This is a genomic window from Ruegeria profundi (genome assembly GCF_049800715.1).
GTDB classification, from domain to species: Bacteria; Pseudomonadota; Alphaproteobacteria; order Rhodobacterales; family Rhodobacteraceae; genus Ruegeria; species Ruegeria profundi_A.
On record NZ_JBNAFO010000015.1, the window covers coordinates 29,077 to 41,968 of the forward strand.

At 55.1% G+C, this 12,892-nt stretch carries 10 protein-coding genes; 8 read left to right on the forward strand and 2 right to left on the reverse strand.

Annotated elements, in window-relative coordinates; translation table 11 throughout:
- The first annotated feature begins 49 nt into the window (after window positions 1-49).
- Genes ACP15L_RS19745 through ACP15L_RS19755 form a run of 3 tightly spaced genes read left to right on the forward strand, consistent with a single transcriptional unit; the run spans window position 50 to window position 2,403 of the window.
- The gene (locus ACP15L_RS19745; RefSeq protein WP_425085493.1) at window positions 50-1,138 is read left to right on the forward strand and encodes a 4-oxalomesaconate tautomerase; all 1,089 of its coding nucleotides are present in this window, start codon (window positions 50-52) and stop codon (window positions 1,136-1,138) included.
- A gap of 51 nt (window positions 1,139-1,189) precedes the next feature.
- A complete protein-coding gene (locus ACP15L_RS19750) occupies window positions 1,190-1,408 on the forward strand; it encodes a hypothetical protein (RefSeq protein WP_170659842.1) in 219 nt (72 codons plus the stop codon).
- 14 nt (window positions 1,409-1,422) lie between these two features.
- Window positions 1,423-2,403 carry a D-2-hydroxyacid dehydrogenase family protein gene (locus ACP15L_RS19755; protein ID WP_425085494.1) on the forward strand — a complete coding sequence of 327 codons (981 nt, stop codon included), beginning with the start codon at window positions 1,423-1,425 and terminating at the stop codon, window positions 2,401-2,403.
- Here ACP15L_RS19755 and ACP15L_RS19760 read toward each other — a convergent pair.
- The gene (locus tag ACP15L_RS19760) at window positions 2,372-3,406 is read right to left on the reverse strand and encodes an AbrB family transcriptional regulator (RefSeq protein WP_425085495.1); all 1,035 of its coding nucleotides are present in this window, start codon (window positions 3,404-3,406) and stop codon (window positions 2,372-2,374) included. The genes ACP15L_RS19755 and ACP15L_RS19760 overlap by 32 nt on opposite strands.
- Window positions 3,407-3,514: 108 nt before the next feature.
- Here ACP15L_RS19760 and ACP15L_RS19765 point away from each other — a divergent pair, with 108 nt between their 5' ends.
- The 5 genes from ACP15L_RS19765 to ACP15L_RS19785 all read left to right on the forward strand — a co-directional run bounded on the left by ACP15L_RS19765 (window position 3,515) and on the right by ACP15L_RS19785 (window position 9,754).
- The gene (locus tag ACP15L_RS19765; protein ID WP_425085496.1) at window positions 3,515-4,195 is read left to right on the forward strand and encodes a GntR family transcriptional regulator; all 681 of its coding nucleotides are present in this window, start codon (window positions 3,515-3,517) and stop codon (window positions 4,193-4,195) included.
- An 11-nt stretch (window positions 4,196-4,206) separates the two neighbouring features.
- Window positions 4,207-5,601 carry an FAD-dependent tricarballylate dehydrogenase TcuA gene (gene tcuA / locus ACP15L_RS19770; RefSeq protein ID WP_425085497.1) on the forward strand — a complete coding sequence of 465 codons (1,395 nt, stop codon included), beginning with the start codon at window positions 4,207-4,209 and terminating at the stop codon, window positions 5,599-5,601.
- Complete coding sequence (gene tcuB, locus ACP15L_RS19775; protein ID WP_425085498.1) at window positions 5,591-6,673, forward strand: tricarballylate utilization 4Fe-4S protein TcuB; 1,083 nt, start codon at window positions 5,591-5,593, stop codon at window positions 6,671-6,673. The genes tcuA and tcuB overlap by 11 nt, the downstream gene beginning before the upstream one ends.
- Before the next feature lie 519 nt (window positions 6,674-7,192).
- Window positions 7,193-8,665 carry a Na+/H+ antiporter NhaC gene (gene nhaC / locus ACP15L_RS19780; protein WP_425085499.1) on the forward strand — a complete coding sequence of 491 codons (1,473 nt, stop codon included), beginning with the start codon at window positions 7,193-7,195 and terminating at the stop codon, window positions 8,663-8,665.
- A 72-nt stretch (window positions 8,666-8,737) separates the two neighbouring features.
- A complete protein-coding gene (locus ACP15L_RS19785) occupies window positions 8,738-9,754 on the forward strand; it encodes a GlxA family transcriptional regulator (protein ID WP_425085500.1) in 1,017 nt (338 codons plus the stop codon).
- A gap of 530 nt (window positions 9,755-10,284) precedes the next feature.
- On the opposite strand, the gene ACP15L_RS19790 is transcribed toward ACP15L_RS19785, so the two are convergent.
- The gene (locus ACP15L_RS19790) at window positions 10,285-12,801 is read right to left on the reverse strand and encodes a cation:proton antiporter (RefSeq protein WP_425085501.1); all 2,517 of its coding nucleotides are present in this window, start codon (window positions 12,799-12,801) and stop codon (window positions 10,285-10,287) included.
- Between the last annotated feature and the right edge of the window lie 91 nt (window positions 12,802-12,892).

A 12,892-nucleotide genomic window follows, 5' to 3' on the forward strand; every position in this document is an offset into this window, starting at 1 on the left:
GGCAGCACTGAAATCAAAAATTTCAACGGTTTGTAAAGGAGGGTTCGCAATGACCCAGACAGCAATCCCATATGTGTTCATGCGCGGCGGCACTTCCCGAGGGCCTTATTTTCGACGCTCTGATCTGCCTGAAGATAGGGATAAGTTGGCTGATGTTCTGGTCGCTGCCCTCGGGGCTGGGCAAGCGCTCAATATCGACGGGATCGGTGGCGGTAACGCAGTGACGACCAAGGTGGCGATGCTGTCAGTCAGCGAGGACGACTGGGCCGATATCGACTATTTCTTCGCGCAGGTCTCTGTTGATGAGAAACTGGTCGATTTCAAACCCACCTGCGGAAACATCCTCTCAGGAGTTGGTCCCGCTGCGATCGAAATGGGATTGTTTCAGCCCAACGGCGATGAGACCGAAATCCGCATTCGCGCCGTCAATACAGGCGCCCGCGTCGCTGCCAAAGTGCAGACCCCAGGAGGTGAGTTGGCCTACGAGGGTGACGCGGAAATCGCCGGAGTTCCCGGTCATTCTGCACCGGTGAAACTGAGTTTCATGGGCGTTGTGGGCTCGGCAACAGGTGCATTTCTGCCCACGGGAAATTTGCGCGATACAGTGCAGGGGATCGAGCTGACTTGCATGGATGTCGCTATGCCGATGGCGATAGCCCGAGCAGAGGATTTCGGACTGACAGGATATGAAAGCGCCGAAGAGCTGGATGCCAACCGTGCTTTCTTTGATCGGATGGAGGCCGTGCGGATCGAAGCCGGGGAACGGATGGGTATGGGGGACGTATCGAAATCGGTGACTCCCAAATTCGGCCTGATGGCCCCCGCCAGAGAGGGTGGAACCCTTGCGGTTCGGTACTTCATGCCATGGAAAACCCACCCAACAATGGCCGTTACGGGTGCGCAATGCATGGCGTCTTGCGCTTTGACGCCCGGAACCGTCGCAGACGGGTTGCTTGACCGTCCGGATTCAAGCCCGGCTGACGTTGTGTTGGAGCACGCCTCAGGCAAGATCGACGTTCTGGTGGATTTCTCAAACGACGAGGAGTTCAACGTGAATGCCGCCGGTCTGGTGAGAACAGCGCGCAAATTGGCGGATGGGCATGTTTATATACCGGAATCTGTGTGGAGCAGCAGTTGAAAAGGCGAATCTCAAAAGGTATACTACGGTATACATAAAGAGGATGTTCCGATGGATGACTATTCTGAATGCCTTGGTATCGCGCGTCAGGAACTCAGGCTGGCGCAGTCGGCTCTGCGGAGGGATATTGCGGACTACCCGACACCGATTGCCGGGTGTGATGAGCAATTCAACCATTTGCTGGATCAGCGCGAACGTGTTCGCAACGCGCTAGAAGCGCTCGACACACGTCATTTTGTGCCGACGCCAAGAAAACTGAGCACCGAGTAGGGTATAGAGAGTCGATGAAAGTTCACATTCTGGATGATTGGTTTGATACTCTGCAGGGCTTGTCCTGTTTTGAGAAGCTATCTCTCCATGACGTGAAGGTCTGGACAGACCATGTCGAAGATACCAGCGAATTGGCTGAACGCTTGCAGGAGGCTGAGGCGCTGGTGTTGTTTCGCGAGCGCACCAAGATCACCCGCGATTTGGTTGAAAAACTCCCAAACCTGAAATTGATCAGTCAGCGCAGCGTGTATCCGCATGTTGATGTGCAGGCATGCTCGGATAACGGTGTGCTGCTTTGTTCGAACATGCATGGCGGAACGCCCTCATATGCAGCAGCTGAACTGACATGGGCGCTGATCATGGCCGGGATGCGCGATTTGCCAGCGCAGATGGCCTCGGTCAAAGCTGGGCGTTGGCAGGCCGGGGTTGGCAAGACCCTGAGAGGGCGGCAACTGGGGCTCTATGGATATGGTCGCATCGCCCGCGCCGTTGCTGGTTACGCCGAGGCATTCGGGATGAATGTGGTCTGGTGGTCTTCGGACGAAGGCCGGGCAAGGGCGCAGGCAAACGGCGTGCAGGTCGCAGCAAGCCGCGAAGCGTTCTTTGCCAATAGTGATGTTGTCTCGGTCCATGTTCGCCTAAAGCCAAATACACGCGGCATCATAGCAGCGTCGGATTTCTCGCAGATGCAACCGGGAGCAATGTTTGTGAACACATCCCGGGCCGGGCTGATCGCTCCGGGTGCTTTGTTGGATGCGCTGAACGCGGGTCGCCCGGGCAAGGCCGCAATCGATGTCTTTGATGCCGAGCCCCTCACGGACCCGAATGACCCTTTGCTATCGCACCCAAACCTGATCGCGACACCGCATATCGGCTTTGTGACCGAGGACGAATTCGATCTGCAATTCGCAGATATTTTTGATCAGGTGAACGCCTATGCTGAAGGCGCTCCCATTCACATGATCAACCCCGAGGTTTGGACCAGCGCAGGATAAGATTGGCCGCTATAGGCGCGCCGATGATCACCAGCACGATCCTTGTCAGATGGTGGGTGATTACAAAGCCCAGATCCGCGCCCGAAACGATAGCTAGCACTGTCATCTCAGCCTGCCCGCCGGGGGCAAATGCCAAGAAAGCCTCGACCGGTTGGCCGAAGCCCAACGTGGTGACAACAGCAGTGAAAGCGGCTGCAAGGATGGCAAGGACGATGACATAGGCGAAGCCTGCCGCAACCACCCGGCGGAGTTCGACCCAAGTGACGCCCACGAACTTCACGCCTATCCCGCAACCGATGAAGAACTGCGCTGCAAGGATGGCCTCGCGCGGTGGTCGGGTATGAATGAAATCCCCCAGTGATAGGGCTGCTGTCAGGATCATCGGGCCGAGGATGGATGCTCCGAACAGGCCGATCCGCTCACCGCCTTTCCAGCCTATAAGGGCGGCCAGGACCATCAGCACCAGTTCATGTATTGGGAGGTCACGCGCAGGCTCTCCGATTGGGTTGGTGAGTTGGGCATCGTAGAACACTGTCAGAAACAGCGGGGCTAGTGTCACTATGATCAGCACGCGCGTACCGTGGATCAGGGATAGCGTTCGCGGGTTGGCGCCTGCTTCGGTTCCAAAGATGATCATGTCCTGCAATCCGCCCGGCATGGCGGCGTAAAACGCGGTCGTGGAGTCAAACCCCCAGATCTTGCGAAAGAAAGGCACGCCGACCAGTGCGATCAGCAGGATGAAGAAGGGGACCAGTGCGATAGACGCGGCCATCTTCGGTAGCTCTGCAAATAGGGCAGGGGTAATCGAAGCCCCAACTGCAACGCCGAGTATGGTGCGCGCCGCAACCGAGACCTGACCAAAACCTTCCATGGGGGCATGCGCCAGGGCAGCGATCAGACACGCGCTCATTGGGCCGAATAGAAAGGGTAGCGGCAGGTTCAGCGCCCAAAATACTCCGGCTCCCAATAGTGCAAGGACCAGTGTTACGGCCCGCTTTGTCATGAGAGAAGGTGTTTTGTTTTGGATGGGCAAAGCGCGGCTTCCGATAATATTGACTCACTATGTATCCAAATGTATACAACTGGACGCAAGAAGACAAGTGAGCGTTCGATGACCATTCAAGACGACCCCTTACAGCCTGGCCCACAAGGCAATTCAGCGTATCAACGCCTGCTGGACGAGATTCGGGATGGCACACTTTTGCCTGGCGAACGCCTGCGCGAGATTGAGTTGTCGGAACGATTAGGCGTCAGCCGTACTCCTGTACGCGAGGCTATCCGGCAGTTGGAGGCCGACGGGCTAGTCACCCATGTGCCACGGCAGGGCGCAACCGTACGCAGCCTCGATTACGCCGAAGTAATGGAGCTCTATGAAATGCGCGCGGTGCTCGAGGGAACTGCAGCCCGTTTAGCAGCACGTGCTGCATCGGATGTCGAATTGGACGAGCTGGGCGTTTTGAATGATCGCTTGGCTGAGGCTGGCACCGGCTCGGAAGCGGCTCGGATCAACCGGGTTTTCCACGCCACACTTTTGGACGCAGCAAAGAACCGGTTTCTTGCCAAGTCTATGTGGTCTTTGCAAAAAGCGCTGTTGATCCTTGGGCCATCGCAACTATTGGACGGTGATCGGGCCGAGACAGCAGTGACAGAGCATAAGCGCGTCATGGCTGCCTTAAAGGCCCGCGATGGCGCAGCGGCTGAAACAGAAATGCGTGCGCATATTCAGGCCGCACAACGGATGCGTATTCGGGCGTTGCAAGAGCGCGACCGGACAACCGACGAAAATCAATAGGTAGACAGGATATGGCCACCCAAAAGGAAGCTTATGATATCGCTGTGATCGGCGGTGGGAACGCAGCCCTTTGCGCCGCGATGACCGCTGCCGAGGCAGGCGCCCGTGTTCTGATCCTCGAGACGGCGCCAAAACCCTATCGGGGTGGAAACTCCCGCCATACGCGCAATTTTCGTTGTATGCATGGCGCTCCTCTCGGCCCGCTGATCGAAGAATACAGTGAAGATGAGTATCTTGAAGATCTGCTCAAGGTCACTGGCGGCAAAACCGACGAACATCTTGCTCGCCTCGCGATCCGAACATCTGAGGAATGCCTGCCGTGGATGGAAGAACACGGGGTGCGGTTCCAACCCTCTCTGTCCGGGACATTGTCGCTGGCGCGGACCAACGCCTTCTTCATGGGGGGCGGGAAGTCTCTGGTAAACGCCTATTACCGAACTGCTACTGGTTTGGGTGTCGATGTTCAGTACGAAGCGGCTGTCACGCATCTGGAGCTGAATGGTGATCGGATCGAGTGGGTCGACTACACCTATGAGGGCCAGTCTCATCGCATCACGCCCAAGGCGGTCATCGTTGCCTCGGGTGGGTTTCAGGCCGACACGGATTGGCTGACCCGTGCATGGGGTGAACCTGCCAAGAATTTCTTGATCCGGGGCACACCCTATAACCGTGGCGTGGTTCTGTCTGATTTGCTGGATCAGGGTGTGGACAGCGTCGGCGATCCGACCCAGTGCCACGCCGTCGCAATTGACGGGCGCGCGCCGAAGTTTGACGGCGGTATCGTCACCCGCCTGGACTGCGTGCCGTTTTCAATTGTCGTGAACAAGAATGCCGAGCGGTTTTATGACGAGGGCGAAGACGTATGGCCCAAGCGCTATGCGATTTGGGGGCGTCTGGTGGCTGCGCAGCCGGATCAGGTGGGTTACGTGATCATCGACGCCAAGTCACTGAACCTGTTCATGCCCTCGGTCTTTCCACCGCTAAAGGCGGACACCCTGGAAGAACTGGCTGGAATGATGGATCTGCCTGCCGACAAGTTGAAAGCGACGGTTGCTGAATTCAACGAAGCATGCGGTGATACCAGTGGGTTTCATCCGACTGAGTTGGACCGGGTCACGACCTCGGGTCTGACGCCGCCCAAGACAAACTGGGCGCGTCCGATCACGGAGCCGCCCTTTTATGGCTACTCGCTGCGCACCGGCGTGACCTTCACCTATCTGGGTCTGAAGGTCGACGACACAGCGCAGTGCTCAACCCCTGACGGCAAGATCAAGAACCTTTGGGCCGCTGGCGAAACCATGGCCGGGTCAATCTTGGGGCAAGGCTACTTGGCCGGGTTCGGCATGACCATCGGAACCGTTTTTGGACGCATCGCAGGACGTGAGGCCGCCGCTTATGCAAACTGACCTTGTTCAAGAAGCCCGCCGTCAGGCCGAGATTTGCAACGCCTGCCGGTATTGCGAGGGCTACTGCTCAGTCTTTCCATCCCTGCATGCGGAACGCGCGTTTTCCGATGGAGACATCATGCAACTCGCTAACCTCTGCCACAATTGCAGGGGGTGCTACTACGCTTGTCAGTATACCGCACCGCACGAGTTCGACCTGAATCTGCCGAAAGCTCTGGCCGAAGTGCGGCGGGACAGCTGGGAAAGCTTCGCCTGGCCGCAGCCTCTGGCGCGCCGGTTTCACACTCACGGCGGGGCTATTGCCTTGGCACTGGTAGTTGGATTTGCCCTATTGTTCTGGGCCATTCGCGCCATCGGATCAAGCGGGGGAGAGGGGTTCTATGCCGTCCTGTCCCACAATGCGATGGTCGCAATCTTTGCGCCCGCATTCTTGTTGCCACTCTTTAGTGTGGCTATCAGCCTAAGGCGCTATTGGGCGGAAGTCGGTGGCAAACCCCTCCAATTGTCTGATTTGAAGGCCGCCTTCAAACGCGCTGGTAAGATGCAGGATCTAGCTGCCGGGCATGGTGAGGGATGTAACTTTGAAGATGAAGATCGGTTCAGCCAAGGGCGCCGTCACATTCACCACGCTATCATGTACGGCTTCCTGCTGTGTTTCGCGTCGACCTCGGTGGCGACGGTTATGCACTACGGGTTCGGGTTGCACGCGCCTTACGGGTTCTGGTCCCTGCCAAAACTCTTCGGCGTTTCCGGAGGTATCCTGCTGACAATGGGATGCGGAGTCATGGTTCTGCTCAAGCAGAAATCTGATCGAGAGCTTGGCGATCCGTCTGCTTGGGGGGGTGACATCGGTTTCATCCTGCTGCTCGGTTTTGTCGGCCTGAGCGGACTGGTCCTTTACGCCCTTGGTTCAACGTCTCTGATGCCTGCGCTGCTTGCCATCCACCTTGGATCGGTTCTGACTTTCTTCCTGCTAATGCCCTACACCAAGATGGCTCATGGCTTCTATCGGCTTGCGGCTTTGATCAGAGACGCGCAGCGGAAGAGAGAGATGTCAGTTGGTGCCCAGTGAACAACCAATTCCAAAGGAGTAGAAGAAGTCGAACTTGAAGCGTATTTTGATGCCAATCTAAGCGTTGCTCCACTACTGAGAGTGGCGGTCAACGTCCGGGAATGGGGCGTTTGCTGAGATTGTCAGCATCGGCATGAAATGCAGCTTTTTCCGCAGAGCGCATTTCCAACTATCGTAGAATTTCGCATTGCAGTGAACGGCAGGTTCGACGAGCCGTATCGCAGCATGGTTTGCCGACGGTCAATGACTGGTATGGGCCTTGATCAACAGAACCACTCCACCTCGAGCAAAACTTGTTAGATGCCCCAAAATAGGAAGCGAGATGGCCGAAACGCAGGTAGTTTGTTTGGTGTGATCGCAATGGTAAGTCTTCAGTTCATTCGAAGACGCCGAAATCCTCCGCATGAATGTCGCAAATTCTAACAAGATGTACGCTCTGACCGACAGTCTCACATCGCCAAACTTGGTTTCTTCCGCAGATCATCAAGGTTCTGGACCAATCTGAAGGAGGAGACCCATATGCCTGGGAATGAAGACAACATACGACAGCCCGGCTTACTGCTGGCGCTCGCGCCAATAGTGCTGACCCTGTGTGTGCTTGGGCTGCAACTATTCTATTTCGGTGACTTTACCCCGCATATCCCGTTGGCATTCGGGATCGCGATCACCGGCATTGTTGGCCTCATGTTGGGTCACAAATGGCCCAATATCGAAGAGGGCGTTTTCCACGTTATCAATATCTCACTGCCTTCAGTTTCGATTCTGATCACAGTGGGAATGATAATCGGTGTGTGGATCGCGAGCGGAACTGTGCCAACGCTGATCTACTACGGTCTCAAGATTTTGTCGCCTGAACTTTTCCTCGCCGCTGGAATGGTCCTTTGCTCCATTGTCTCCGTTTCATTGGGCACTTCGTGGGGAACGACAGGCACTGTCGGTTTAGCGCTGATGGGGATCGGTGCGGGGTTCGGTATTCCAATGTATTGGACAGCGGGGGCGGTCGTCTCCGGAGCATTCTTTGGAGACAAGATCTCACCTCTATCGGACACGACTAACTTGGCACCAGCCGTGACAGGAACCAATCTGTTCGATCACATTCGGAATATGCTTCCAACCACCGTTCCTTCGATGCTGATTGCACTCGTGATCTACTTTGTAGTTGGCTTCACTCTGATTGACACGTCACAGGTATCGTTTGACCGCATTCATGCAATCACGACGGCACTGGATGAAGCATTCTGGATTTCGCCGATCATGCTGTTTCCAGCCGTTCTGGTCATCGTGCTGGCAGTCATGAAACAACCTCCGATCCCGTCACTGTTTGCAGGCGCCGTTTCGGGCGGCATCATGGCTATCTTCTGTCAGGGGGCTGGACTGCATGAGACGTTCACCTTCGCCAATAGCGGCTATTCGATCGATACTGGGGTTCCAGAGATCGATCCCCTGCTGAACCGCGGAGGTATTCAGTCGATGATGTGGACGATTTCACTGGTGCTGCTTGCCCTGGGGTTTGGTGGAGCGCTTGAACGCGTCGGTTGCCTTCAGGCGATCATCAAAGTTGTCATCTCGAAGGTGAAAACGTTTGCCGGCATTCAAACCTCGGCCATCCTGACCTCTGTGGCGACCAACACCGTTGCAGGTGACCCCTATCTGTCAATTGCACTGCCTGGACGGATGTATGCACCGGTCTATCGCGCGATGGGCTATTCCCCACTGAACCTGTCCCGGGCGGTCGAGGAAGGCGGAACACTGGTGTCCCCTCTAATCCCGTGGAATGCAGGTGGTGCGTTTGTCATCACGGCGCTTGGTTTGGGTATCGCAGACGGCAATTTCGAAAACCTGTTGTATATTCCGCTTGCATTCGCTTGTTGGCTGTCACCGGTCATCGGTATCTTCTATGCCATGACAGGGCTCTTTTCGCCTAAAGCAAGCGAAGATGAAGTCCGCTCCTGGGAGGAAAGCGGAGAACCTGTTGCACGGATGAGTGCCTGATCTTTCTGCACCAACACCAAAAGAGGTGTTGGTGCCCTTCATCTGCCTTGGTCGATACTAGGAGGAGCGCATATGGACCCGAGAAACTTTGTCCCAAAGGGCGCGGCCAGCTATCGCATAGACTATGATGGGCCGGCCAAGGAAATCTATTTTCTGCTGCTGCCAAAGCTGACAATGCTGGCCTTTAGCGCCGCAGTGGAACCTCTGAGGATCGCCAATCAGGTTACAAACAAAGAACTGTATAAATGGTTTCTGATCACTGAAGATGGAAATCCGGTCTCTTGTTCGAATGGGGTTGAAATTAAACCTGATTTTGCGTTGCGCAACCTACCGCGATCGTCGCGCCTGTTTGTTTGCTCGGGTATTGAACCGGCGGAAAGTACAAACCCCAAGGTGCTATCGTGGATTCGCCGCCAAAGAACCTTTGGGTGTAATCTGGGTGGTATTTGCACAGGGGCTTTCGCCCTTGCCAAGGCTGGAGTTCTGTCAGGCAGAAGGTTCACATTGCATTGGGAAAACCACCCTGCTTTCATCGAACATTTTGATGACTTAGAGCCATCGTCAAACCTGTATGAGATCGACAATGAACTCATGACGTGCGGCGGAGGAAATGCTGCAACCGACATGATGTTGGACATGATCGAATCCGATTTCGGAAATGACCTGGCGATCATCGTTTCGGACATGTGCATCCACTTTCGGTCCAACAATAGTAAAACGCTCCAGAAATCAGCCTTTTCGGTTGCTCTGGGTAGTCGCAACCAGTTCCTGATCAACGCGATGCAGATCATGCAAGAAAACCTGGAAGAGCCTCTAGATATCTCTGAAATAGCCGAAGCCGTGCAGATATCTCGTCGCCAGTTAGAGCGTCTCTTCCAAAAGTACGTCGAAACTTCGCCTGTTCAGTTTTATATTGAACTGCGCGTTTCGAGGGCCTACGCATTGCTCAGCGAAACCGAGATGGCGGTCGCGGAAATCGCGGCAGCCACCGGCTTTAGCAGCGCGACGCAACTTACTGCACGCTTCAAGAAACGCTACGGCGAAGCGCCCACTTCATTCAGAAGAGGGTGGTCTAAAAGACGTGAATAATTTGCGTCTTAACAGGCATAATCTGAACAATGCCGCGATGAAGATCGCACAAGATAAAACCGCGTCGGATGCGGCCTGGGAGGTGGGGTATCAAGGCTCTTCTCAATTCAGTCGCGAGTTCTAGCGGATGTACGGCCAGTCGCCTCGGCAATGGGGTCGAGCGAAGCAGGTGCCCAAACGATTGAATAAAGGAGTACACGGCACTCGATGCTTGTAGCGAGTGTCCGAAAAGTGCGCCGCGCCTGCAGCATTCTGGATTATGGTTAATTGGCTGTTATGAGCGGATGTTGCAGATTGGTTAAATCGCTGGCACATGCAGTTACTCTTCTTGACCGATTCACTTAATGTTGGGGGTCGGAAACTGCGGCGACTTTCAGAGATGTTGAGGACAGCGGTGGTGCTTTCTAATGACAAAGCACCTTACAGGACTAGACACAAATTATAACCGAATCAGACTGGCATCCGCGAAACGATACTTTTGTTTTGCAGGTCCTTTTCGATTGGTTCTCTTTAGAGAATTTGAGCCGTGTTCAAGAGGTCGCTGAAGGTTCATCCAAGTCCAACACTGCTGGGTCGATCATACGCTTGGCAGCACTCATTTCGACCGACTTCCGCATGGCCTTGCTTCGCCGCAGCAAGCGCCGGAAACTTGCTTCGTCAAGCATAAGCAAAGTCGAGGGCGCCAACGCTCGCGCGTTTACCCGACGGGGTCGTTTCATTAGCATGGCCAATTGCCCAAACATTTCGCCACGACCTAACCGTGTGGTATGTCTGCCGAACTCCACTTCGACTGCTCCAGAAGCGATGAAAAACACACTCCGGGTCAATTCATCTTTGGAAAGGATCGTGTCACCCGCGTTGGCGTAGTGGGTACGCAGCGCTCTACTGAGTTTTCGCAGTGAAGCTTTGTCGAGATCAGAGAATAGTGGAAACTGCCTGACCAGATCCCGCCCCTTCAGGGCAATGTCCAGTACAGGACGCCCTTCGGATAAAGCACGTCGTGCCGCCACTTCCTGCATCAACACTGAATAGAGCTCTTCGCCTACCAGGCCATCCTCGCGCATGACCGCGTATTCTCGCTCCTCCAGTCGCAATGCTGTCCTTCGGATGAACCGCCGCTCCAGCTTTTCCGCATAACCTGGATATTGGAGCCGTAATCCTTCAAGCGCTGTCTCAACCGCCTCGGATCGGCGCTCCAACAGGTCGTCTAGCAACTCCGCAACCCGCCGACCGTGGATCCGGCGTATGCGACCACGGACAAACCCATCGAGATCTCGAAGGATCAGACGTTGCATGAGCAGTCTTTCGAACCTGTCCGCTGTTAAACGAGTGAGCGGAAACGAGATTCGTAGGCGGTTGTGCAGGAAAACGGCGATCCGAAAAGACTTGCTATAGACGACAGATCGATTGGACGCGCGCTGATAGCCGATCCGACCACCGGTCCTTGCGCCTTCAATGAGCCGATCAGCATCGGACAGAATTTTTTCGCTGAGAACGGATGACATGGTACGCTCTCGCATTCGGGCCAATACTGAATCCCGCTCTGCACCAGCCAACGCAATAAGGCCAAGCGTGATCCGGTCGCGATCCAAGATCTCCTCGCTGTCCTCGGCGGCCTTTACAGCCTCGTCGAGGCGTTCGCTAAACTGTTTGGCTTCGTTTCTTACAATTTGGTGGGTCAGGTCGTAATTTTCTGCGGTGCGCGATATATCCTCGCGGACTGATTGCAAGGCGACCGCGACCACCTGGCGCGACAATGCCGTATCAAGCGGAGTGAGTTCGTCGAGCCCTAGCTTTGTGATCACCGTTCGCAAGGTTGTCCCTTGGACAATCAGTGTAAACAGCGTAAAGCCAGTGGCCAAAATACCGACCAGACGCTTGGTTTCGAGCGGTACTTGAGTGCTTTCAGTGACTGCTAGTGCCAATGCCAGAGTCACGGCGCCCCGCAGCCCACCCCAAAGCATTGCGGAGCGATAGGGGCGTTCCACAAATGGCGACAGACCGATTGTCGTGAGCAAGGGCAACAAGCCGAACAGAACCGCCGCCCGCGCCAGTGTTGCTGCAAGAACCACCACTGCCAACAGGCCAAAGTCAGACGGCTGCACCCCTTCCAAAAGTCGCGGTATCAACAATGCTGCAAGAATAAAGATCAGCGCTCCGGCCCAGTGCGCCAGGAGATCCCATACTTCTTGCAGATTTGTCCAAGCGAATGGGGACAAACGACCGGGGCCGGTGAGGTTGAGCGTTAGTCCTGTGACCACCACTGCGATAACACCCGAAGCCCCGACGCTTTGTTCCGCAACGATATAGGCGAGGTAGGGCAGCGCGACAGAAATTGAAATTTGCGCCTTCTCCCAACGGTCTACGAAAGCCATTATCCAAACCGCCATACGCGCCATAAGCCAACCAGTGAGTGCGCCACCGGCGATCAACAGCGGAAACTGCCCCACGGCTTCACTTAGTGATGGATCAGGTCTGCCGAGCATCACAAAGCTCATGAATAGCCCGAAAAGAGCAATCGCGGCAGCATCGTTCAGGAGGCTTTCACCCTCGATTATTCGCGACAACCTGCGTGGTGCGGAGATTGACCTAAAAATGCTGACAACCGCCGAGGGATCAGTTGTCGAAACGATAGCTCCAATCAACAGGCAGGCGACCAGCGGTAAAGCACTTACCCAACTGAGCGCATAGCCAATTGAGAGAGTAGCCACAATCACCGCGACAACGGCCATCATCAGGATGGGCATCCAGTCATCCAGCATCCTGCGCAGGTTCATGCCAAGTGTCGCCTGGAAGAGCAACGTTGGCAGGAAAACATAGAGGAAGACGTCTGACCGGATCGGCAAATCAATAATCGCCTGCGCTCCCGGGTTCAACGCATCCGTCAAGTCAGTATTGAGAAAGAACGTTGCGCCAAGTCCGATCACTATCCCCAGGACCGCTAGGATAACGCTGTAAGGCAGGCGCATACGTGCAGCCAATGGCTCCGCCACGCCGATTACAACAAAAAAAGAAGTGATGATGGTCGTAATGACGACAATGTCCATTACTACGTATTACCTGAGAACTCGAACTAATGAAATCTACTCTTAAACCCTGATCTACCATGTAGATTCGATTTGTGTACTCACACTTGGC

Excerpts from the sequence above, each read along its gene's own strand:
- ACP15L_RS19745 (WP_425085493.1), top strand. The coding sequence starts at position 50 with ATGACCCAGACAGCAATCCCATATGTGTTCATGCGCGGCGGCACTTCC.
- ACP15L_RS19750 (WP_170659842.1), top strand. The coding sequence starts at position 1,190 with ATGGATGACTATTCTGAATGCCTTGGTATCGCGCGTCAGGAACTCAGG.
- ACP15L_RS19755 (WP_425085494.1), top strand. The coding sequence starts at position 1,423 with ATGAAAGTTCACATTCTGGATGATTGGTTTGATACTCTGCAGGGCTTG.
- ACP15L_RS19760 (WP_425085495.1), bottom strand. The coding sequence starts at position 3,406 with ATGACAAAGCGGGCCGTAACACTGGTCCTTGCACTATTGGGAGCCGGA.
- ACP15L_RS19765 (WP_425085496.1), top strand. The coding sequence starts at position 3,515 with ATGACCATTCAAGACGACCCCTTACAGCCTGGCCCACAAGGCAATTCA.
- tcuA (WP_425085497.1), top strand. The coding sequence starts at position 4,207 with ATGGCCACCCAAAAGGAAGCTTATGATATCGCTGTGATCGGCGGTGGG.
- tcuB (WP_425085498.1), top strand. The coding sequence starts at position 5,591 with ATGCAAACTGACCTTGTTCAAGAAGCCCGCCGTCAGGCCGAGATTTGC.
- nhaC (WP_425085499.1), top strand. The coding sequence starts at position 7,193 with ATGCCTGGGAATGAAGACAACATACGACAGCCCGGCTTACTGCTGGCG.
- ACP15L_RS19785 (WP_425085500.1), top strand. The coding sequence starts at position 8,738 with ATGGACCCGAGAAACTTTGTCCCAAAGGGCGCGGCCAGCTATCGCATA.
- ACP15L_RS19790 (WP_425085501.1), bottom strand. The coding sequence starts at position 12,801 with ATGGACATTGTCGTCATTACGACCATCATCACTTCTTTTTTTGTTGTA.